The 22,083-nt window shown below is 74.3% G+C and carries 17 protein-coding genes and 1 pseudogene; 4 read left to right on the top strand and 14 right to left on the bottom strand.

All coding sequences use genetic code 11. The annotated features are described in order from the left end of the window. Positions 1 to 3 precede the first annotated feature (3 nt). Entirely contained in the window at positions 4 to 741 is a 738-nt protein-coding gene (recX, locus tag P3H78_RS29200) for a recombination regulator RecX (protein ID WP_276112171.1), read from the bottom strand. 3 nt (positions 742 to 744) lie between these two features. Further along, complete coding sequence (gene recA / locus P3H78_RS29195) at positions 745 to 1,872, bottom strand: recombinase RecA (RefSeq protein ID WP_276112170.1); 1,128 nt, start codon at positions 1,870 to 1,872, stop codon at positions 745 to 747. 289 nt (positions 1,873 to 2,161) lie between these two features. Here recA and P3H78_RS29190 point away from each other — a divergent pair, with 289 nt between their 5' ends. Next, positions 2,162 to 3,046: a hypothetical protein gene (locus P3H78_RS29190; RefSeq protein ID WP_276112169.1), complete on the top strand. Its 885-nt coding sequence runs from the start codon at positions 2,162 to 2,164 to the stop codon at positions 3,044 to 3,046. Positions 3,047 to 3,101: 55 nt separating this feature from the next. Here P3H78_RS29190 and P3H78_RS29185 read toward each other — a convergent pair whose 3' ends face one another. Together P3H78_RS29185 and P3H78_RS29180 are read right to left on the bottom strand one after the other, a co-directional pair. Next, a complete protein-coding gene (locus P3H78_RS29185) occupies positions 3,102 to 4,442 on the bottom strand; it encodes an AI-2E family transporter (RefSeq protein ID WP_276112168.1) in 1,341 nt (446 codons plus the stop codon). 72 nt (positions 4,443 to 4,514) lie between these two features. Next, the gene (locus tag P3H78_RS29180; RefSeq protein WP_276112167.1) at positions 4,515 to 4,709 is read right to left on the bottom strand and encodes a DUF3046 domain-containing protein; all 195 of its coding nucleotides are present in this window, start codon (positions 4,707 to 4,709) and stop codon (positions 4,515 to 4,517) included. Between the two features lie 79 nt (positions 4,710 to 4,788). Here P3H78_RS29180 and P3H78_RS29175 point away from each other — a divergent pair, with 79 nt between their 5' ends. Then, positions 4,789 to 5,733 carry a hypothetical protein gene (locus P3H78_RS29175; protein ID WP_276112166.1) on the top strand — a complete coding sequence of 315 codons (945 nt, stop codon included), beginning with the start codon at positions 4,789 to 4,791 and terminating at the stop codon, positions 5,731 to 5,733. 64 nt (positions 5,734 to 5,797) lie between these two features. On the opposite strand, the gene P3H78_RS29170 is transcribed toward P3H78_RS29175, so the two are convergent. The 3 genes and pseudogenes from P3H78_RS29170 to P3H78_RS29160 form a co-directional block, all read right to left on the bottom strand. Next, the gene (locus P3H78_RS29170; RefSeq protein WP_276112165.1) at positions 5,798 to 6,106 is read right to left on the bottom strand and encodes an AzlD domain-containing protein; all 309 of its coding nucleotides are present in this window, start codon (positions 6,104 to 6,106) and stop codon (positions 5,798 to 5,800) included. Further along, positions 6,103 to 6,867: an AzlC family ABC transporter permease gene (locus P3H78_RS29165; RefSeq protein ID WP_313884434.1), complete on the bottom strand. Its 765-nt coding sequence runs from the start codon at positions 6,865 to 6,867 to the stop codon at positions 6,103 to 6,105. The genes P3H78_RS29170 and P3H78_RS29165 overlap by 4 nt, the downstream gene beginning before the upstream one ends. A 113-nt stretch (positions 6,868 to 6,980) precedes the next feature. Further along, positions 6,981 to 7,733, bottom strand: a pseudogene (locus P3H78_RS29160) (AraC family transcriptional regulator); the annotation flags it as partial. 178 nt (positions 7,734 to 7,911) lie between these two features. On the opposite strand from P3H78_RS29160, the gene P3H78_RS29155 reads away from it, so the two are divergent. Continuing rightward, positions 7,912 to 12,840, top strand: coding sequence for an ATP-dependent helicase (locus tag P3H78_RS29155; protein WP_276112162.1), 4,929 nt, complete (start codon positions 7,912 to 7,914; stop codon positions 12,838 to 12,840). A gap of 56 nt (positions 12,841 to 12,896) precedes the next feature. Continuing rightward, positions 12,897 to 13,742 (top strand): DNA-formamidopyrimidine glycosylase family protein, encoded by an 846-nt coding sequence (locus tag P3H78_RS29150; protein WP_276112161.1) that lies wholly within the window; start codon positions 12,897 to 12,899, stop codon positions 13,740 to 13,742. 10 nt (positions 13,743 to 13,752) lie between these two features. Here the strand turns inward: P3H78_RS29150 and P3H78_RS29145 are convergent, their stop codons facing one another. The 7 genes from P3H78_RS29145 to P3H78_RS29115 form a co-directional block, all read right to left on the bottom strand. Beyond that, positions 13,753 to 14,394: a hypothetical protein gene (locus tag P3H78_RS29145; RefSeq protein ID WP_276112197.1), complete on the bottom strand. Its 642-nt coding sequence runs from the start codon at positions 14,392 to 14,394 to the stop codon at positions 13,753 to 13,755. Positions 14,395 to 14,697: 303 nt separating this feature from the next. Further along, positions 14,698 to 15,072: a helix-turn-helix domain-containing protein gene (locus P3H78_RS29140; protein WP_276112160.1), complete on the bottom strand. Its 375-nt coding sequence runs from the start codon at positions 15,070 to 15,072 to the stop codon at positions 14,698 to 14,700. Positions 15,073 to 15,181: 109 nt separating this feature from the next. Beyond that, positions 15,182 to 15,727 carry a CinA family protein gene (locus tag P3H78_RS29135; protein WP_276112159.1) on the bottom strand — a complete coding sequence of 182 codons (546 nt, stop codon included), beginning with the start codon at positions 15,725 to 15,727 and terminating at the stop codon, positions 15,182 to 15,184. Beyond that, entirely contained in the window at positions 15,724 to 16,584 is an 861-nt protein-coding gene (gene pgsA / locus P3H78_RS29130) for a CDP-diacylglycerol--glycerol-3-phosphate 3-phosphatidyltransferase (protein WP_276112158.1), read from the bottom strand. The genes P3H78_RS29135 and pgsA overlap by 4 nt, the downstream gene beginning before the upstream one ends. Then, entirely contained in the window at positions 16,581 to 18,053 is a 1,473-nt protein-coding gene (gene rimO, locus P3H78_RS29125; RefSeq protein WP_276112157.1) for a 30S ribosomal protein S12 methylthiotransferase RimO, read from the bottom strand. The genes pgsA and rimO overlap by 4 nt, the downstream gene beginning before the upstream one ends. A gap of 101 nt (positions 18,054 to 18,154) precedes the next feature. After that, positions 18,155 to 18,988, bottom strand: a complete 834-nt coding sequence (locus tag P3H78_RS29120; RefSeq protein ID WP_276112156.1) for a helix-turn-helix domain-containing protein — start codon at positions 18,986 to 18,988, stop codon at positions 18,155 to 18,157. A 276-nt stretch (positions 18,989 to 19,264) separates the two neighbouring features. After that, positions 19,265 to 22,066, bottom strand: coding sequence for a DNA translocase FtsK (locus P3H78_RS29115; RefSeq protein WP_276112155.1), 2,802 nt, complete (start codon positions 22,064 to 22,066; stop codon positions 19,265 to 19,267). Positions 22,067 to 22,083 lie beyond the last annotated feature (17 nt).

Genomic DNA, 22,083 nt, shown 5'->3' with positions numbered 1-22,083 from the left:
CGGTCAGTATCCGTCGTCCCCGAGGAAGTCCGGGTCCTCGCCCTCTTCCTCCAGGGCCTGCCGGACCACCCGCAGGGCCACGCCCTCGGGGTAGCCCTTGCGGGCGAGCATGCCCGCAAGGCGGCGCAGTCGCTTGTCGCGGTCGAGGCCGCGGGTGGCACGCAGCTTGCGGGCGACGAGCTCGCGTGCCGTGGCCTCCTCCTGATCGGTGTCGAGCTGGGCGACGGCCTCGTCGATCACGGCCGCGTCGACGCCCTTGGTCCGCAGCTCCCGGGCCAGGGCGCGCCGGGCCAGGCCCCGGCCGTGGTGCCGGGACTCCACCCACGCGTCCGCGAACGCGCCGTCGTCGATCAGCCCGACCTCCTCGAACCGCGCCAGCACCTCCTCCGCCACCTCGTCGGGGATCTCCCGCTTGCGCAGGGCGTCCGCGAGCTGCTTGCGGGTGCGCGGGGTCCCGGTGAGCAGGCGCAGGCAGATCGCGCGCGCCCGCTCCACCGGGTCCCCCGAAGACTCCTCCCGCCCGGCCCTCGACGAGGGAGGGGAGTCCTTGTCCCCGGCCGAAGCCGCCTCGCCGAAGCCGCGCCGGCGCCGCCTCGGGCGGCCCGGTGTCCCGCCGTCCTCGGCGACGCCGGCGTCCGCGGCCGGGCCGGGGCCGGTGCCCCTCCCCCGTGGGGCACCGGCCCCGGCGTCGGTGTGCTCGTGCCCGGCGGCGTACTCGGCCCAGTCGGTTCGTCGCGTCACGGGTCAGCTCTTGGCTGCGGCGGCCTTGGGCTTGGTGGCCTTGCCGGCCGCCGGGGCGGGCGCCGTCTTCGCCGCGTCCTCCGTGCCGGTGGACACCGCGGCGTCCGCACCCGGCTCCGCGGCCGGCTCCTCCGGCCGCACGCCGACGCCCAGCTTCTCCTTGATCTTCTTCTCGATCTCGTTGGCCAGGTCGGGGTTGTCCTTGAGGAAGTTGCGCGCGTTCTCCTTGCCCTGGCCGAGCTGGTCGCCCTCGTACGTGTACCAGGCGCCGGCCTTGCGGACGAAGCCGTGCTCCACGCCCATGTCGATCAGGCCGCCCTCGCGGCTGATGCCCTGGCCGTAGAGGATGTCGAACTCGGCCTGCTTGAAGGGCGGCGCGACCTTGTTCTTCACGACCTTGCACCGGGTGCGGTTGCCGACCGCCTCCGTGCCGTCCTTCAGGGTCTCGATGCGGCGGATGTCGATACGCACCGACGCGTAGAACTTCAGCGCCCGGCCACCCGTCGTGGTCTCCGGCGAGCCGAACATCACGCCGATCTTCTCGCGGAGCTGGTTGATGAAGATCGCCGTGGTCTTGGACTGGTTGAGCGCGCTGGTGATCTTCCGCAGGGCCTGGCTCATCAGACGGGCCTGCAGACCGACGTGGCTGTCGCCCATCTCGCCCTCGATCTCGGCGCGCGGGACGAGCGCGGCGACGGAGTCGATGACGATGAGGTCGAGGGCGCCGGAGCGGACCAGCATGTCCACGATCTCCAGGGCCTGCTCGCCGTTGTCCGGCTGGGACAGGATGAGGTTGTCGATGTCGACGCCGAGCTTCTTCGCGTACTCGGGGTCGAGGGCGTGCTCCGCGTCCACGAAGGCGACCTGGCCACCGGCTTTCTGCGCGTTGGCCACGGCGTGCAGGGTGAGCGTCGTCTTGCCGGAGGACTCCGGGCCGTAGATCTCCACCACCCGGCCGCGGGGCAGGCCACCGACGCCGAGGGCCACGTCGAGCGCGGTCGAGCCGGTCGAGATGACCTCGATGGGCTCCCTGGACCGCTCGCCCATGCGCATGACCGCGCCCTTGCCGAACTGCCGTTCAATCTGTGCGAGTGCGGCGTCGAGCGCCTTCTCGCGGTCGGTTCCTGCCATGGGTTCCACCCGGTTTGCTTGAGTCGATCGCTTCACGTCAAAGACGCTAACGCCTGCCACTGACAATGCGCCCCGACGCCCGCCCGGTCTGTGGATAACTCGGGCACTTACCGCCCGAAACGGAGCGAACCCTCCTCCGTCGAGCCTCGCCGGAACTTCCATAAGAATGGATGTTCGATTTTCGTGTCAAGCGCACCCCGCGACTCCACGCACCGGCCTTCTCCGGGCGTACCGCGGATGTCTCCGACCGGAGGACGACGGGTGCCGGGCGGACCTGGAGCCTTGGCCCATGACCCGAAGGACACCCCGCACCGGATCCACCACGCCCCCGCCGTCCGCCGGACGGGACCGCACCGGCGCCCCGTCCGGCCCGGCCCCGTCCGGCCCGGCCCCGTACGGCTCGGCCCAGGTCGGCCGGGCCGCGCTCCGCCGCCTCCCGCTCCGCCCCGCCGAGCGGCTGTGCCACGGCACGGGACTGGTCCTGATCCTGTCCGGTCTGCTGCACCTCGGGGTGTTCGCCGTCGACGGCGGCCCCTGGGACGGGCCGGTCTCCTGGCGCAAGCCGGTGACGTTCGGGCTGTCCTTCGGCCTCACGCTGATCGCCGTCACCTGGGTGACGTCCTACCTGCGGGTCGGGGAGCGGCTGCGCGCGGCGCTGCTCGTCGTGTTCGCCGCGGACTGCGTCGTCGAGGTCGCCGGCATCACCCTGCAGGCCTGGCGCGGGGTGCCCTCGCACCTCGACACGGAGACCCCCTTCGACACGGCGGTGTCGATGACGCTCGCGCTCGGCGGCGCCGTCCTCGTGGTGGTCCTGACCCTGTTCGCGGTGGTGTCCTTCCGCCACCGGCCGGCCGGGCCCGCCGGGATGGCGCGTGCGGTGCGCGCCGGGTTCGCGATCCTGCTCGTCGGCCTGGCCTCGGGCGCGGCGATGATCGCGCGCGGTGTGGTGCTGAGCCGGGCCGGCCACCAGCAGGCGGCCTACGCGTCGACGGCGCCCCTCAAGCCCCTGCACGGGGTGAGTCTGCACGCCGTCCTCGTGCTGCCCGCGCTGGCCCTGTTGCTGTCCCGCACCTCGTGGAACGAGCGGGACCGGGAGCGGATGGTCACCGGCGCGGTCGCCGCCTACGCCGTGGCGGTCCTCGGCGCCGGGGGCTGGGCGGTCCTCGCCCTCTGAGCCCGTGGTCCCACCCGCCGGCCCCGCGGTCCGCCCACAGGTTCCGCGGTCCCGGCTACGGCTGCGACCGCTCGCCGGGGCCGCTCCGCTCGGACTCCGCCGTGTCCGCGGCCTCCCGCGGGCCGGCCTGCGTCACGACCCGCGGCTCCCCCGGTCCAGCCTCCGCCGCGGGCCGCGCCCACAGCCCCCGCGCGCGGGCGAACATCCCGGGAGCCGTGCCCCGTCTGCGGTGACCGTGCACGCGCGGATCGTCCGTGACGTCGTACCGCTTCACGTAGGCGCCGAGGAAGGCCTGCAGGGTGGCCACCGCGGGGATGGCGATCAGCGCGCCGACGGCGCCGAGCAGCGCAGTGCCCGCGATCACCGACCCGAAGGCGACCGCCGGGTGGATGTCGACGGTCTTCGAGGTCAGCTTCGGCTGGAGCATGTAGTTCTCGAACTGCTGGTACACCACCACGAAGACGAGCACCCACACCGCGTACCAGGGGGCGACGGTGAAGGCGATCAGCATCGGCAGGGCGCCCGCGAGGTAGGTGCCGATGGTCGGGATGAACTGCGAGACCAGGCCGACCCAGACCCCGAGCACGGGCGCGTAGGGCACGCCGAGGGCCTGCAGCAGGATGTAGTGGGCGATCCCCGAGACCAGGGCCATCAGGCCGCGCGAGTAGAGGTAGCCGCCGGTCTTGTCGACGGCGATCTCCCACGCACGCAGCACCTCGGCCTGCCGGGCGGGCGGCAGTACGGAGCACAGGGCGCGGCGCAGCCTCGGCCCGTCGGCGGCGAAATAGAAGGAGAACAGCCCCACCGTCAGCAGCTGGAAGAGGCCGCCGAGGACGTGCGCGGACACGTCGAGCACGCCGGCGGCGCTGGTCTGCGCGTACTTGCGCAGCCAGTCGGAGTGGAGCAGTCCCTCCTGGACGTCGACGCGCCGCAGCTCGGTGCGGAACGTCGTGTTGACCCAGTGGATGAGGGAGTCGAGGTACGCCGGGAAGCCCTCGACCATCTTGATGATCTGCCCGGCGAGCATCGACCCGAGCAGGGTGACGAAGCCCGCCACCGCGATCGCCAGGCCGAGGAAGACCAGGAACGTCGCGAGTCCACGCCGCATGCCGCGGGCGGCCATCCGGCTCACGGCCGGCTCTATGGCCAGGGCCAGGAAGAACGCGATGAGGATGTTGATCAGCAGGCCGGTCAGCTGGTGGAACGCCCAACTGCCCAGCTGGAACGAGGCGACCAGCGCGAGGGCCAGCACCATCGCGCGCGGCAGCCAGCGCGGCATACGGGCGGTCGGCCCGACGGTGCCCGCGGCGCCCTCGGCGGGGGGCCGGGGCGGAGGCGTCGTGCCGGACGGGGAGGCGTGCGGGGCGAGCTGCCCGGTGTCGTCAGTGGGTGCCACGGGGCAAGTCTCGCCCACGCCGCCGACAGCCGGTGCCGGGCGGGTGCTCCACAGCCCCGGCCCCGCGCCCGGTCAGCGCCTCTCCTGCGGCACGTTCATGACGTGGCAGACGACACGCCACACGTCCTTCGCGTCCCAGCCGGCGTCCAGCGCCCCGTGCACGGTGCGTTCCCCGAGCTCCGTCATCACGTGATCGCGCGCGAAGGTGTCGGCGTACCCCGGACCGAAGTGCTCCGCCATCCGCTGCCAGAAGACCGTCAACCGCATGACCCCAGTATCCCGCCCGCGGGGGTGCGCTCCGTCGGGGACCTCCTGCCGGACCGCTTTCCGCCCTACGGTCTGACTCATGCCCGAGACCGGACACTCCCCCGTTCCCCCGGCGCCCCCGGCGTCGTCACCGCTCTTCCGCGCCGAGCACTTCGTGTGGCTCACCGCGCGCGTGCTGGAGCAGCGCCTGTTCGCGTACCACTTCCTGAACGGCGGTCCCGATCCGGTGGACCGCGCGCTGGACGCCTACCGCAACGAGGACGGCGGGTACGGCCACGCCCTGGAGCCCGATCTGCGCGGCCCCGTCAGCCAGCCGCTGCACACCGCGCACGCGCTGCGTGTCCTGGACGCCATCGGGCGCTGCGGCGGCCAGCGCGTGGAACGGGTGTGCCGCCATCTGACGTCGGTGTCCACCGCGGACGGCGCCCTTCCCGCGGTGCATCCCGGGCAGTGGGGCTATCCCGCGGCGCCGTTCGTGCCGATCGTGGACGATCCGCCGAGCGACCTCCTCGCCACCGGCCCCGTGGTGGGCCTGCTGCACCGCAACGAGGTGTGGCACGCGTGGCTGTTCCGGGCCACCGACTGGTGCTGGCGGCGCATCGAGTCGCTGGAGACGTCCCACCCGTACGAGGTCGAGGCGGCGGTCGCCTTCCTGGACTCCGTGCCGGACCGGCCCCGCGCGGAGGCGGCCGCCGACCGGCTCGGCCGCCTCGTCCGCGGTGCCCGCCTCGCCGCGCTGGACCCGGAGAACCTGGCGGCCCACCCGGTGGCGCCCGGCTACGCGCCCGCGGAGCATCACTTCCCGCACGACTATGCGAGGACACCGGACTCCCTCGCGCGCGCGTGGTTCACGGACGCGGAGATGAGCCGCTCGCTGGACTTCCTGGCGAGCCGGCAGCAGCCGGACGGCGGCTGGCCGGTCACCTGGCGCCGTTGGGCTCCGGCGCCGGCCCTGGAGGCACGCCCGCTGGTGACGATCGAGGCCCTGCGCAGGCTCAGGGCGTACGGCCGGGCGATCGGCTGAGACGGGACGGCCTGCGTGCCGCGCCGGGGCACCGGGCGGCGCGTCCCCCGGGCGGCCCTGGCCGTCAGCCGGCCAGGGCCCGTACCCCCGCCGTCACCACCACGGCGGCCGCGACGACGACCAGGAACGGTGCCCTCAGCAGCAGCGCCACGGCGGCGGCCGCCAGCCCGGCCGCCCGCGCGTCCAGCACGAGCCCGTGCCGGTCGGCGAACGTCTGCTGGGCGGTGAGGGCCGCGAGGAGGGCCACGGGCAGCAGCGCGGCGAGCCGCTTCACCAGCGGGCGGTCCAGGACGCCCGCGGGCACGAGCAGTCCCGTCAGCTTGACGGCGTAGCAGCCGGCGGTGGTCGCGCCGATCGCGATCCAGACGTTCACCGGTCCTCCCCACGGGGGTCGGCGCCGACGGGTCCGCGGTCGGGTGCCCCCCGGCGGCGGCCCTCCAGCCAGAGCACGCCCGGGGCGGCCAACGCGGCCAGCAGGACCGGCACGCCGGCCGGCAGCACGGGCAGCAGCCCGAGCCCGAGCAGCACGGCGAGACCGGCGACGGCCCGCTCGGTGGCGGTCCGCAGCATGGGGGCGAGCAGTGCGAGGAACACGGCCGGACCGGCCGCGTCCAGCCCCCAGGCGTCGGTGTCGCCGAGCGCGCCGGCGCCCAGCACGCCGAGCAGGGTGGTCAGGTTCCACAGCACGTACAGGGTCAGCCCGGTGACGGTGAAGCCGATCCGCGCGCTGCGGCGGCCGGGCTGGGCGAGGGTCACGGCGGTGGTCTCGTCGATGACCCACTGGGCGGCGAACGGCCGCACCCTGCGCGGGAGGGCCAGCACCTGGGACAGGCGCAGCCCGTAGAACGCGTTGCGCACGCCGAGGAAGAAGGCGCCCGCGGCGGCCGTGAGCGGGTTTCCGCCGGCCGCCAGCGCCCCGACGAGCGCGAACTGCGACGCGCCGGTGAAGACCAGCAGGCTGAGCGCGCACGTCTGGACCACGTCGAGCCCGCTGCCGGCCGCGGTCACCCCGAAGGCGACCCCGGACAGTCCCACGGCGACCCCGACGCCGAGGGCGTCCCGGACGACGGCCGCGTCGGGTTTGGCGGCGCCGGGCGGGGCGCCGGTGTCTGCTGGTGCTGTCTGTTCTGCCACGCCTCGGACGGTAGGAGCTGCCCGGCCCGCGCGTCTTGTACGTTCTTGCGCTCGCGCTGGTAGGCCCCGGGCGGCACGCCCACGATCCGGGAGAAGTGCCTGCTGAGGTGCGACTGGTCGGCGAATCCGACGGTGAGGGCGGCCTCCGCCGGGGCGGTGCCCGCGTCGAGCAGCCGCCGGACCCGGCGCACCCGTGCGTCGGTCAGCCAGGCGTGCGGCGGCATGCCGTAGGCGTCCCGGAAGGCGCGCAGCAGGGCGAACGGGCCGGTTCCGAGGTCGGCGGCCAGCACCTCCAGGGAGGGCGGGTCGGCCATCCGCTCCTCCAGCACGGCACGCGCGCGTGCCGCGGTCCGGGCGCCCGCCGTCGGCACCTGCCGCGGGGAGGGCGTGCCGCCGTTGCGGCGCAGGAGGCGGGTCACGGCCACCCGCAGCAGTGTGTCGGCGGCCAGGGCGTTGCCCTCCTCGGCGGCCCGCAGCACCTGGTGCACGAGACGTGCGGCGTACGGGTCGTCGAGCACCGGGCTCACGAAGCCGGGCGTGCCGCGGAGCCGGGTCGTCTCCGCGGCGATCGCAGCCACCAGGCCGGGCGCCGGGTACACGGCCCCGTACCGCCACCCCTCGGGCCCGCCGGCCCGGCCGGTGTGGGGTGTGTCGGGGTTGACCAGGGCGAGCGCCCCCGGTCCCGCGTACCGGTCGGCCCCGCGGTGGTGGAACACCTCGACGCCCTCGGCGATCGCGGCGATCACGAAGTGCTCGTGGGTGTGCCGCGCGAACTCCTTGCGGACGTACCGGGCGCGCAGCAGGTCGACACCGGGCAGTTCCGCGTACTGCCAGTGCCGTGCCCGTTCCTCGCCCGAACCCGCCATGCCTCGATTTTCCGCCACGGCGCGGCACCACCGGTATCCGAGGGGCGGTCCCCGGCACCCGTGGGCGCGGCGGACGACGGTCGGGCGCCGCCTGCCCCGTGCCGGCCGCCCGGCGCCCCGGAGCGCGCGACGCCGCAGCTCGGCGCGCACTGTCAGTGCCCGGGTGCAGGATTGATGCATGTCCAGCTCAGCGCACCGGGCCCTCGACGGCTTCTCCCCCGCGACCCGCGGTTGGTTCACGGGGGCCTTCTCCGCGCCCACCGCCGCCCAGGCGGGCGCGTGGCAGGCCATCGGGGAGGGCTCGGACGTGCTGGTGGTGGCCCCGACCGGCTCCGGAAAGACCCTGGCCGCGTTCCTCGCCGCGCTCGACCGGCTCACCTCCGCGCCGCCCCCGGCCGACTCGCGCAAGCGCTGTCGCGTGCTGTACGTCTCCCCGCTCAAGGCCCTCGCCGTCGACGTCGAGCGGAACCTGCGCAGCCCCCTCACCGGTATCCGGCAGGAGTCCGTCCGCCGGGGCCTGCCCGAGCCGGAGGTCAGGGTCGGCATCCGCTCCGGCGACACTCCGGCCGCCGAGCGCCGCGCCCTGTCCACCCGGCCGCCGGACATCCTGATCACCACCCCCGAGTCGCTGTTCCTGATGCTGACCTCGGCCGCCAGGGACGCGCTGACCGGCATCGACACGGTGATCCTGGACGAGGTGCACGCGGTCGCCGGCACCAAGCGGGGCGCCCATCTCGCGCTGTCCCTGGAGCGGCTGGACGAGCTGCTGCCCCGCCCGGCCCGGCGCATCGGCCTGTCCGCCACGGTCCGCCCGGTCGACGAGATCGCCCGCTACCTGTCGCCCCGCCGCAAGGTGGAGATCGTCCAGCCGGAGTCCGGCAAGGAGTTCGACCTGTCGGTCGTCGTGCCGGTCGAGGACATGGGGGAGCTGGGCGGCGCCCCGGCCGCCGACGGCGACGACGGCGCGGAGCGGCCCTCCATCTGGCCGCACGTGGAGGAGCGGATCGCCGATCTGGTCCAGGCGCACCGGTCCACCATCGTCTTCGCCAACTCCCGCCGCCTCGCCGAGCGCCTGTGCAACCGGCTCAACGAGATCGCGTACGAGCGGGCCACCGGCGAGTCCCTGGACGAGCACCACTCCCCGGCGGAGCTGATGGGGGGCTCCGGCGCGGCGCAGGGCGCGCCCGCGGTGATCGCCCGCGCGCACCACGGCTCGGTCTCCAAGGAGCAGCGCGCCCTCGTCGAGGAGGATCTGAAGGCGGGCCGCCTCCCGGCCGTCGTCGCCACCTCCAGCCTGGAGCTGGGCATCGACATGGGCGCCGTGGACCTGGTCGTCCAGGTGGAGTCGCCGCCCTCGGTCGCCTCCGGCCTGCAGCGCGTGGGCCGCGCGGGGCACCAGGTCGGCGCGGTCTCCACCGGGGTGGTCTTCCCCAAGTACCGCGGCGATCTCGTCCAGTCCGCGGTGGTCACCGAGCGGATGCGCACCGGCGCGATCGAGTCCCTGCGCGTGCCCGCCAATCCGCTGGACGTCCTCGCCCAGCAGCTCGTGGCGATGACGTCGATGGACAGCTGGCAGGTCGACGACCTGCTGGCCCTGGTCCGCCGGGCCGCGCCGTTCGCCTCGCTGCCGGAGTCGGCGTTCACCGCCGTCCTCGACATGCTCGCCGGCCGCTATCCGTCCGACGCGTTCGCGGAGCTGCGCCCGCGCGTGGTGTGGGATCGCGTCGCAGGCACCGTCACCGGCCGGCCCGGGGCGCAGCGGCTGGCCGTCACCTCCGGGGGCACCATCCCCGACCGGGGCCTCTTCGGCGTGTTCCTGGCCGGGTCCGACCCCAAGAAGGGCGGCGGCCGGGTCGGCGAGCTCGACGAGGAGATGGTCTACGAGTCCCGTGTGGGGGACGTGTTCACGCTCGGCACCAGCTCCTGGCGCATCGAGGACATCACCCGCGACCGGGTCCTGGTGTCCCCGGCGCCGGGCGTGCCGGGCCGGTTGCCGTTCTGGAAGGGCGACCAGCTGGGCCGCCCGCTGGAGCTGGGCCGCGCGGTGGGCGCCTTCCTGCGCGAGGTGGGGGCGCTGTCCGAGGAGGACGCCCGGCTGCGGCTGCTGGCCGCGGGCCTGGACGCCTGGGCCGCGGACAATGTGCTGGCGTACCTGCGCGAGCAGCGCGAGGCGTGCGGTCATGTGCCGGACGACCGGACCATCGTGGTGGAGCGCTTCCGGGACGAGCTGGGCGACTGGCGGGTGGTGGTGCACTCGCCGTTCGGTGCCCAGGTGCACGCGCCGTGGGCACTCGCCCTGGGTGCCCGCCTCTCCGAGCGCTACGGCATGGACGCGCAGGTCATGCACGCCGACGACGGCATCGTGCTGCGCCTGCCCGACGCCGACCTGATGGGCCTGGACCTGCTGGACGGGGAACCGGCGCGGGCCGGCGCGGAGTACGACTCCGAGCAGGCGCCGGTGGGCGCGGGGGACGTCGTCTTCGACAAGGGCGAGGTGGACCAGGTCGTCACCGACCAGGTCGGCGGCTCGGCCCTGTTCGCGTCCCGGTTCCGGGAGTGCGCCGCGCGTGCCCTGCTGCTGCCGCGCCGCAGCCCCGGCCGCCGTACCCCCCTGTGGCAGCAGCGCCAGCGCGCGGCCCAACTGCTGGAGGTGGCGAGCGAGTTCGGCTCGTTCCCGATCGTCCTGGAGGCGATCCGCGAGTGCCTGCAGGACGTCTTCGACGTGCCGGGCCTGGTCGAGCTGATGGGCGACATCGAGTCCCGCGCGGTGCGCCTGGTCGAGGTCACCACACCCGAGCCGTCCCCCTTCGCCCGCTCCCTGCTCTTCGGGTACGTCGCCCAGTTCCTGTACGAGGGCGACTCCCCCCTCGCCGAGCGGCGTGCGGCCGCGCTGTCCCTGGACTCACGGCTGCTGGCCGAACTGCTGGGCCAGGCGGAGCTGCGGGAGTTGCTGGACGCCGAGGTGCTGGCCGAGCTGGAGCGGGAGCTGCAGTGGCTGGCGGAGGACCGCAGGGTCAAGGACGTGGAGGGCGTCGCGGACGTGCTGCGGCTGCTGGGCCCGCTGACGGAGGCGGAGCTGGCCGAGCGCGGCGCCGCCCCGCCGTGGGTGAAGGAGCTGGCCGCCGCCCGCCGGGCCATCCGGGTCCGGATCGCGGGCGCCGACCACTGGGCGGCCGTGGAGGACGCGGGACGGCTGCGCGACGCCCTCGGCACGGCTCTGCCGGTGGGCGTCCCGGAGGCGTTCACCGAGCCGGTCAAGGATCCGCTGGGCGACCTCCTCGCGCGCTTCGCCCGGACCCGCGGGCCGTTCACGTCGGCCACGGCGGCGGCCCGTTTCGGTCTGGGCGTGGCGGTGACCGAGGGCGCGCTGCACCGGCTCGCGGCGAACGGGCGTGTGGTGCAGGGGGAGTTCCACCCGGCGGGCATCGGCCAGGAGTGGTGCGACGCGACGGTGCTGCGCCGGCTGCGCCGCCGGTCCCTGGCCGCGCTGCGGCACGAGCTGGAGCCGGTGCCGCCGGCCGCGCTCGCGCAGTTCCTGCCGCGGTGGCAGCACATCGGGAAGGGGCACGGGCTGCGCGGGATCGACGGACTGGTCCGCGCCGTCGAGCAGTTGCAGGGCGCCTCGGTGCCGGCCTCGGCCCTGGAGAAGCTGGTCCTGCCCTCGCGTGTCCCGCAGTACACGCCCGCGATGCTCGACGAACTCACCGCCGCGGGCGAGGTGGTGTGGGCGGGCGCGGGCGCCCTGCCCGGGAAGGACGGCTGGGTCTCCCTGTACCTGGCGGACGCGGCCCCGCTGCTGCTGCCGCCTCCGCACCCGCTGGAGCCGACCGCTCTGCACCAGTCGGTCCTCGACGCCCTGTCCGGTGGCTACGGGCTGTTCTTCCGGCAGATCGCCGACCAGGTCCGCGCGACGACCCATCCCGAGGCCACCGACCCGCACCTGGCCGACGCCCTGTGGGACCTGGCCTGGTCGGGACGGCTCACCAACGACACGCTCGCCCCGATGCGTTCCCTGCTGGGCTCGGGCCGGACCGCCGGGTCCACGGCGCACCGCGCCAAGCGGGCGGTCCCGCGCGGGCGTTACGGGTCGCTGACGGCCGCCGCCCGGACCGCGTCCCGCAGCGGGCCGCCGACCGTCGCCGGCCGCTGGTCCCTGCTGCCGGGCCGGGAGGAGGACGGCACGGTGCGCGCCCACGCCCTGGCCCGCGCCCTGCTCGACCGGCACGGCGTCGTCACCCGGGGCGCGGTGTCGGCGGAGGGGGTCGAGGGCGGCTTCTCGGCCGTGTACCGGATCCTGTCCGCGTTCGAGGACTCCGGCCAGGCCCGCCGCGGCTATGTGGTGGAGGGACTGGGTGCCGCCCAGTTCGCGATGGACGGCGCGGTCGACCGGCTGCGCGCGGTGGCCACCGCCCAGGAGCGGGGCTCCGCCCTGCCCGCCCCGGAGGTCGGGGGCGCCGGACCCGACGGCTTCGCGCCCTTCGACGGCGCCCTCCCACCCTTCGGTCCCTGGGACGCCGAGCCGGGTCCCGGCGGCGGAGAACACGCGCCTTTGCGCCCCGGCGAGTACGTCTCGCCGCTCGACACGGCGGCCCCGGGCGCAGGCGGGCCCCGCGGCGGCGGGGTCCCGGACGGCGCCCCCTGGATGCAGGGCGACCGCAGCCGCGCCCCCGGTGCCACGGGCCACGGCGCCCGCGGCCCGCGCGGCCGTGGCGCCGACTCCCCCGCCGTGGTCCTCGCCGCCTCCGACCCCGCCAACGCCTACGGTGCCGCCCTCTCCTGGCCCGAGCCGCCGGGCGGCACGACCCACAAGCCCGGGCGCAAGGCGGGCTCCCTGGTCGTGCTCGTCGACGGCGAGCTGACGCTCTACATGGAGCGCGGCGGGAAGACGCTGCTGGCCTGGCCCGCCGACGCGGACGGTGCGGCGGCCGACGACCCGCGCCTGCAGACGGCCGCGGAGGCCCTCGCCGGTGCCGCGCGGTCGGGTTCCCTCGGCACGATCACCGTCGAGCGGATCAACGGGGCCGCGGCCCTGACCTCCCCCGTCGGCACCCTCCTGGAAGGAGCGGGCTTCATCGCGACCCCCCGCGGCCTGCGCCTGCGCGCGTGAGGCGCGCGGATCCCGCCGGGGCGCATCGGCGGCGGGCGCCGTGGCACCCTTGACGCATGCCCGAAGGTGACACGGTCTGGCAGGCCGCGCGACGGCTGCACGACGCCCTGGCGGGCAGGGTGCTGACCCGCAGCGACTTCCGCGTGCCGAAGTACGCCACGGTCGACCTCACCGGCCGGCGGGTGCTGAACACGATCGCCCGGGGCAAGCACCTGCTGACCCGCGTGGAAGGAGACCTGACGCTCCATTCGCACCTGCGGATGGAGGGCGCGTGGAAGGTGTACGGACGGGGCGAGCGCTGGAGGGGCGGCCCCGGCCACCAGATCCGGGTCGTCCTCGGCACCGACGACCGCTCCGCGGTGGGGTACCGGCTGCCGGTCCTCGAGTTCCTGCGCACCGGCGACGAGGACCGCGCCGTCGGCCACCTCGGTCCCGACCTGCTCGGCCCAAACTGGGACGGGGAGCGCGCGCTGGCCAACCTCCGGACGGACCCCTCCCGCGAGCTCGGGGAGGCCCTCCTGGACCAGCGCAATCTGGCCGGCATCGGCAACGTGTACAAGAGCGAGCTCTGCTTCCTGCTCGGCGTCACGCCCTGGCTCCCGGTCGGCGCGCTGCCCGCCGACCGCGCCGCTGAGCTGCCCGTACTCGCCAGGAAGCTGCTGGAGGCCAACCGGGACCGGGCGGTCCGCCGGACCACGGGCCTGCCGCACCAGGACCTGTTCGTCTACGGCCGCGCCCCGCGCCCCTGCCTGCGCTGCCGGACGTCGGTACGGGTGGCCGACCAGGGAGACGGTTCCCAGGAGCGCCCGACGTACTGGTGCCCGACCTGCCAGGCCGGTCCCGCCCCGGCACCGGGTTCCCCTCAGCGATGGCGGGACCGCTACCACCGCACCGGCACCTGAGGCTCCCCCGTCACACCCGGTCGCGGCCCCCACGGCCATCCGCGCCGCCGTCCCACCCGCTCTCCCCGTTCTCTCCGCTCTCCCCTGGCGCCCCGGGGCTCCCGGACTCCCCGCACCGGCCCGTCCCGCCCCCGTCGCCGTCCTCACGGCCCGGGGCCGCCCCCGCGCCGCCGTAGGGCCACCCGCCGTCCTCGGCGGACAGTGACCGGTCCCCGCCCCCGTAAGGCCACCCCCGCCCCTCCACGAACGAGTCCCCCGAGCCCTCCGGCTGCACCGGAGGCATCCCGTGGTCGCGCTGCGCACCCGGCGGGGTCCCCGCCGCGGCGCCCGGTGCGCCTGCGCACGCCTCCTCCCCGCCCCGCTGCACGCCGTCGGGTATGCCGTACGCGCCCGCCGGTTCCACCGCCCCCGCAGGGACGCCCGGCTCGTCCTGCGCACCGGGGCCGCCACCGGGGATCCGGATGCCGCGAGCGGGCCGCGCACCGGCCTTCGGGACGCAGTGCACCGGCAGCAGGCTCAGACCCCAGCCACCGGCCGCGACGACCCCTTCCAGCACCCCCACGTCGTCCGACAACGCCAGCCGCAGGACCGCCCACCACCACAGCGCCGACAACCCCAGCGCGGCCCCGCGGCGCACTATCGGCACCGTCATCGCACCCACCTCCTGCCCGACGCCGGTATGCGCCGGCTGCCGTGGGGGGCGCGGCGGGGCGCGCGGGGGCGTGTCCCTCGCTGCCAGCGCCGGTCACCCGAACGCAGCCCGCCTCCACCTTGACCGGAGCGCCCCCGACGGGCAAACGGGCCGATCCGCGGCCCATGGACCGCACGCGCCCCGGGCGTACGCCCCTCGCACACGCGAAAGCCCCGGTCGGAGGCCCTCCGATTCATCCGGAGGAGACCCCGACCGGGGCTTCGCGACGTATGCGTCAGTGCAGGCGCGCCACAGCACGCAGGGTCACGCGGCGACCACGTCCACCGCTTCGGCGGGCGCCTTGATGGTCACCCGTTCCGGTGGCACACCGGTCACCGACACGGAACCCAGCATCGGGCGTACCGGCGTGGGGACGGGATCGGTGGCCGCAGCAGACTGGGCGAGCTCGGCGAGCGCGAGTTCGTCGCTCACTTCCCGCATGAGCTCGGACATCCGTACGTCCAGCGCGTCGCAGATGGCGGAGAGCAGCTCGGAGGAAGCCTCCTTCTGCCCCCGCTCCACCTCGGAGAGATAGCCGAGCGAGACTCGGGCGGACGAGGAGACTTCGCGCAGAGTACGGCCCTGGCGCTGGCGCTGCCGACGCAGCACGTCACCCAGCAGGCGACGGAGCAGAATCATCGGTGGCTCCCTCCTCGGACCGCGTAGCCGCATCCTTCACGCCCCACCGTACCGCCTTGCGCCGCGGCCGTGCGGGGAGCGATGTCGTGTTCACTCAGGGCTGCAAACATCAAAGCCCCCCGTTCCGTTCCGTGTCCTGTGCTCGCTCATTTCCGTTCTGTTCGCCCGCAAGCCGCTCCAGGAGCAGCGCGAGCACGCTCCGTACACTCTCCATACGAATTTCCGTCCGGCCGCCGTTCAACCGCAGCGCCGCCGTTTTCACGCCACGTGCGGGGCCGGTCTCCGTCTCGCGGGGCCCGTCCACCGCCACGTAGACCGTGCCGACGGGCTGTCCGTCCTGGGGGTCGGGGCCGGCGACACCCGTGGTGGCCAGACCCCAGTCGGCGCCCAGGGCCTTGCGGACGCCGGCCGCCATCTGGGCCGCGACCTGCGCATCCACCGCGCCACGCTCGGCCAGCAGGGTGGTGTCGACGCCCAGGAGCTCGTGCTTGAGCTCGGTGGCGTAGGCGGTGACCGAGCCCCGGAAGACCTTCGAGGCCCCCGGCACCGACGTGATCTCCGCCGCGACCAGGCCGCCGGTCAGCGACTCGGCGACCGCGAGCGTCTCGCCCCTCACCGTGAGTAGTCTCACCACCTCGGTGGCCGGGGACGTCACGCTCGCGTCTCCTCCAACGCGGTCCGCCGCTCGGCGATTCCCTGCCGGCGCAGCACCATGGCCTGTCTCACATAGTCGAGGCCGGTCACCACGGTCAGCACGACCGCCGCGGCCATCACCCAGAACCGCAGGGTGGCCAGCCAGCCCGTCAGCGCCAGCACGTACATGCCGACGGCCACGCCCTGGGTGAGCGTCTTGAGCTTGCCGCCCCGGCTGGCGGGGATCACGCCGTAGCGGATGACGAGGAACCGCAGCAGGGTGACGCCCAGCTCCCGGCCGAGGACGAGCACGGTCACCCACCAGGGCAGGTCGCCGAGCCCGGACAGGCAGACCAGCGCGGCACCCATGATCGCCTTGTCGGCGATGGGATCGGCGATCTTCCCGAAATCGGTGACCAGGTTGTACGTCCGCGCGAGGTGCCCGTCGAACAGGTCGGTGATCATGGCGACGGCGAAGGCGGCCCACGCCAGCGAGCGCCACGCCGGGTCGTACCCGCCGTCGGCCAGCATCAGGGCCACGAAGCCGGGCACCAGGAGGAGGCGCAGCATCGTCAGCAGATTGGCGACGTTCCACAGGCTCGCCTGGTTGACGGCGGCCGCGGCGATCTTCCCGCCGCGCACCGGCCGGGCGCCGTCCTGCTCGTCCCGCTCACCGTGCTCGTCCTGCTCGCCGGGGCCGTCGTGCCCCGGGTTCTCCTCGCGCATGTCCAGCCCGCCCCGTACGTCCTGGGGGCCGCCGGCACCGCCGGACACCGCCCCGGCACCGGGCCCCGGAGTCCCTTCCGCGTCGCCCCGGCCCGCAGCCGCCGCTCCCCGCGTGCCGGAGGGACCGCCCGCGGATGCCGGGACTCCGGTCATCTGGCCCCCTCCTCACCACGGGCGAGCGTGCCCTGGAGCGGCTCGGCCACCAGGTCCACACCCTCCGTGCCGACCACCTTCGCCTCGACCATACGGCCGACGGCGAGGCCCTCGCCGCTCGTGAGCAGCACCTGGCCGTCGGTCTCGGGCGCCTGGTGCGCGGCCCGGCCGTACACGCCCTCCTCGGCGTCGACGGACTCGACGAGCACGTGCACCGTCTGCCCGACGCGCTCCTCGGCGCGCTGCGAGACCAGTTCCTCCGCGAGTCGGGAGACCCGCTCCAGCCGCTCGGCGACGACCTCCTCGTCGAGCTTGCCGTCGTAGCCGGCGGCCTCGGTGCCCTCCTCGTCGGAGTAGCCGAAGACGCCGATGGCGTCGAGGCGGGCGCCGCTCAGGAAGCGCTCCAGCTCGGCCAGGTCGGACGCGCTCTCGCCCGGGAAGCCGACGATGAAGTTGGAGCGCACCCCGGCCTCGGGGGCCTTGCTGCGGATGGTGTCGAGCAGTTCCAGGAACCGGTCGGTGTCGCCGAAGCGGCGCATGGCCCGCAGCACGCCGGGTGCGGAGTGCTGGAAGGACAGGTCGAAGTACGGGGCGACCTTCGGGGTGGAGGTCAGCACGTCGATCAGGCCGGGCCGCATCTCGGCGGGCTGGAGGTAGCTGACGCGGACGCGCTCGATGCCGTCGACGTCGGCCAGCTCCGGCAGCAGGGACTCCAGCAGGCGGATGTCGCCCAGGTCCTTGCCGTAGGAGGTGTTGTTCTCGGAGACCAGCATGATCTCCTGCACGCCCTGCTCGGCGAGCCACCGCGTCTCGTTGAGGACGTCGGCGGGGCGGCGGGAGATGAAGGAGCCGCGGAAGGACGGGATGGCGCAGAAGGAGCAGCGCCGGTCGCAGCCGGAGGCGAGCTTGACCGAGGCGACCGGGGCTCCGCCCAGCCGGCGGCGGAGCGGCGCGCGGGGGCCGGACTGCGGCGCGAGGCCCTCCGGGAGGTCCTCGGGGGCACCGTGCCCGGGCAGCGCCACGTCGGTCGCCGACTGCCGCTCGGCCGGGCTGATCGGCAGCAGCTTGCGGCGGTCCCGGGGGGTGTGGGCGGCGTGGATGCCGCCGGAGAGAATGGTCTGCAGGCGGTCGGAGATGTCCGTGTAGTCGTCGAAGCCGAGCACGCCGTCGGCCTCGGGCAGCGCCTCGGCCAGCTCCTTGCCGTACCGCTCGGCCATGCAGCCGACGGCCACCACGGCCTGCGTTCTGCCGTGGTCCTTGAGGTCGTTGGCCTCGAGGAGGGCGTCGACGGAGTCCTTCTTGGCGGCCTCGACGAAGCCACAGGTGTTGACCACGGCGACGTCCGCGTCGGCGGCGTCCTCCACGAGCTGCCAGCCGTCCGCCTCCAAACGGCCTGCGAGCTCCTCCGAGTCCACCTCGTTACGGGCGCAGCCGAGAGTGACGAGTGCGACGGTACGGCGTTCAGGCATGGGCTCAAGACTACTTCGTCCCGCCGACACCCCACGTCGACGGGGTTGGCCGATCATGGCCGACCCCGTCGGCAACAGACCCCGTGGGACCGCCCGCGGGCCTATCCGACCTGCGGATCGCCCTTGGTGTACGTGAGGCGTTCCACAGCGCCGGGCTGGAACTGGTCCTCGATCTTCTTGCCGTTGACGTAGAGCTCGATGGCTCCGGCGTCGCCGAGAATCAGGTTGATCTTGTCGCTGTCCTGGAAGGTCTTGGACTGGCCCCTGTCCAGGAGCCCGTCGAAGAGCATCCGCCCGTTGTGGTCCTTCGCGGAGATCCAGCTGCGCCCGTTGGGAGCGCTGACCTGCACGGTGACCTTGTCCTGCGGGGCGGCTGCGATGGCGCTGTCGGACGGCACGGGCTTCGGGGCGGCGGGCTTGCTGCTCTTGGGCGTCGGCGTGACCGGCTTGCTCGAGGCCGGCGTCGCGCCCTCGGCGACCTGGGCGCCGTCGTCGGAACCGCCCTTGAAGGCCGTGAACCCGACGAATCCGACCACGACGACGATCGCGGCGACCATGGCCGCGGTCCAGTTCGGCCCCCGCCGCTCCGGGCGGATGCGTTCCGCCTCGAAGAGCGGGGCCGCCGGGGTCGGGGCGGGGCTGCCGCCGTGCGCGGTGCCGTACTGCTCGAGGAGCGGGGCGGGGTCGAGGCCCACGGCCCTGGCCAGGGTCCGGATGTGCCCCCGCGCGTAGACGTCGCCCCCGCAGGGGCCGAAGTCGTCCGCCTCGATGGCGTGCACGATGCCGATGCGGACGCGGGTGGCGCTGCTGACGTCGTCGACGGTCAGCCCGGCGGCGATCCGGGCCTGTCGCAGGGCGCGGCCGATGGAGGGGCGGTCTTCCGGAGAAACGTCTGCGAACGGACGCTCGTCTTCGGGGGAGTTGCCGATGGACACGGGGGCGCCTTTCGAGCGTGTAGCCGCCTGTGCTGGGGGTTCAGTCTAGGGGGGTGCGAAAGGGTGGAGCGACCCGGCGGTATGACTTTCTACGCCATCGGAATGGCCGGACAATCCGATGATGAGACAGACCTGGATCCCATGGTGGGAGCCGCGTCCGTCCTTTCGCTCAACTTGACGTACGTCCCGGGGAAACGGTTGCCCACTGCTCTCTAACGGGTGGGTCACGGTGCACCCGACCGCAGTAGGCGGCTCCCCGGTCCGGCCGTCGTGCTGCTACCCCTCAGACTCCCCGCGAATCACGGCCAGCACGCCATCCAGCTCGTCGGGTTTCACGAGAACGTCACGCGCCTTGGAGCCCTCGCTGGGGCCGACGATGTTCCGCGACTCCATCAGGTCCATCAGCCTCCCGGCCTTGGCGAAGCCGACGCGCAGCTTGCGCTGCAGCATCGACGTAGAACCGAACTGCGTGGAGACGACCAGCTCGGCGGCCTGGCACAGCAGGTCGAGGTCGTCGCCGATGTCCTCGTCGATCTCCTTCTTCTGCTTGCCGCCGACGACGACGTCCTCCCGGAAGACCGGCGTCATCTGGTCCTTGCAGTGCTGGACGACGGCGGCGACCTCGTCCTCGGTGACGAACGCGCCCTGCATGCGGGTCGGCTTGTTCGCGCCCATCGGCAGGAAGAGCCCGTCGCCCTTGCCGATCAGCTTCTCGGCGCCGGGCTGGTCGAGGATGACGCGCGAGTCGGCGAGCGAGGAGGTGGCGAAGGCGAGCCGCGAGGGCACGTTCGCCTTGATCAGACCGGTGACGACGTCGACGGAGGGCCGCTGCGTGGCCAGCACGAGGTGGATGCCGGCGGCGCGGGCGAGCTGGGTGATGCGCACGATGGCGTCCTCGACGTCCCGCGGCGCCACCATCATCAGGTCGGCGAGCTCGTCGACGATCACCAGCAGGTACGGGTAGGGCTGGAGGTCCCGCTCGCTGCCCTCGGGCGCCTTCGCCTTGCCGCTGCGCACGGCCGCGTTGAAGTCGTCGATGTGCCGGTAGCCGTAGGCGGCCAGGTCGTCGTAGCGCAGGTCCATCTCGCGCACGACCCACTGGAGCGCCTCGGCGGCCCGCTTGGGGTTGGTGATGATCGGCGTGATCAGGTGCGGGATGCCCTCGTAGGCGGTCAGCTCGACGCGCTTGGGGTCCACCAGGACCATGCGGACGTCCTCCGGCGTGGCCCGCATCATGATCGAGGTGATCAGGCAGTTGATGCAGGACGACTTGCCGGACCCGGTGGCGCCCGCGACGAGGACGTGCGGCATCTTCGCGATGTTGGCCATCACGTAGCCGCCCTCGACGTCCTTGCCGAGCGCGACCAGCATCGGGTGGTCGTCCTCGGCCGCGTCCGCGAGGCGCAGCACGTCGCCGAGGTTGACCATCTCCCGGTCGGTGTTGGGGATCTCGATGCCGACCGCGGACTTGCCGGGGATGGGGCTGATGATCCGCACGTCCGGGCTGGCGACGGCGTAGGCGATGTTCTTGGTGAGCGCGGTGATCCGCTCGACCTTCACGGCGGGGCCCAGTTCGACCTCGTAGCGCGTGACCGTCGGGCCGCGGGTGAAGCCGGTGACGCGGGCGTCGACCTTGAACTCGGTGAAGACGGTGGTGAGCGAGTCGACGATCGCGTCGTTGGCGGCGCTGCGCGACTTGCCGGGGCCACCGCGCTCCAGCAGGTCCAGCGAGGGCAGGGAGTAGGTGATGTCCCCGGCCAGCTGGAGCTGCTCGGCGCGCGGGGGCAGCTCGCGGGGCGCGACGGACGGCGACTTGGTCAGGTCGGGGACCCCCGCGGGCCGCTCCGGCCGGGGACGGGGAGCCGGGGCGTCCTTCGCCGGGCGGCCCGCCGGGGCGTCCTCGGCCGGCGTCGCGGCGGGGGCGGTCTTCTCGGGGCGGGCGGCCGGGACGGGCGTCGGCGTCGTCTCCGCGCGGTCGCCCCCGCTCACGCCCTGGGTGAGGTCGGCGACGACCGGGGACGGGGGCATGCCGTGCAGGACCGCGCCGTCGAGTGCGGCGGCCGCCGCGGCCGCGACGTCCACGGCGTCGAGCTGACGGCCCGGGTCGGGCTGGGGCACGGCGGAGCGCCGGGGGCGTCCACGGCGCTGCGAGAGGGCCTCCTGCTCCGCGTCGTCGGGGTCGTACGCCCCGGAGGCGCTCCGGCGCCCACGGGGGCGCGCGGGCAGCGCCTCGCGCCACTGGTCCTCGTAGCGCTCGTCGTCGTAGGCGAACTCGTCGTCCATCGGCTCGGGGTCGTGCAGGATCCCGAGCCTCACGCCGAGCAGCCGCAGCCGCTGCGGGACCGCGTTGACCGGGGTGGCCGTGACCACGAGCAGACCGAAGACGGTCAGCAGCACCAGCAGGGGCACGGCGAGGACGTCGCCCATGGTGTACGTCAGCGGGGTCGCCACGCCCCAGCCGACGAGGCCGCCGGCGTCCCTTATGGCCTGCATCCCCTCGCCGCGGGCCGGCGAGCCGCAGGCGATGTGGACCTGCCCGAGCACGCCGATGACGAGGGCGGACAGGCCGATCACGATGCGGCCGTTGGCCTCGGGCTGTTCGGGGTGCCGGATGAACCGCACGGCGATCAGCGCGAGCAGGATCGGCACGAGCAGGTCGAGCCGGCCGAAGGCGCCGGTCACCAGGATCTCGACCAGGTCGCCGACGGGGCCGTGCAGGTCCGCCCAGGTGCCGGCGGCGACGACCAGCGCGACGGCGAACAGCAGCAGCGCGACGCCGTCCTTGCGGTGGGCGGGGTCCAGGTTCTTCGCGCCGTGCCCTATGCCGCGGAACACGGCGCCGACAGCGTGGGCGACACCCAGCCACAGGGCGCGCACGAGCCGGTACACGCCCCCGGTGGGACTCGGCGCAGGGCGGGGCGGCGCCTTGGCAGGGGCCTTCCTGACGGGAGGCCTCTTCGCCGTGGCCGCCCTGGGGGGTGCCTTCTTCGCGGCGGCGGCCTTCTTCGCCGGAGCCTTCGCGGGAGCGGCCGCCTTCCTGGCGGGCTGCTTCTTGGCTGCGGAGGGACGTGAGGCCATGGAGGTGAGGTTACCGG

Origin of the sequence: Streptomyces tropicalis, assembly GCF_029269835.1 — a bacterium.
Lineage (GTDB): Bacteria > Actinomycetota > Actinomycetes > Streptomycetales > Streptomycetaceae > Streptomyces > Streptomyces tropicalis.
Note: the sequence above shows the minus strand (reverse complement) of the source record. Positions and strands in the feature narration are given on the sequence as shown.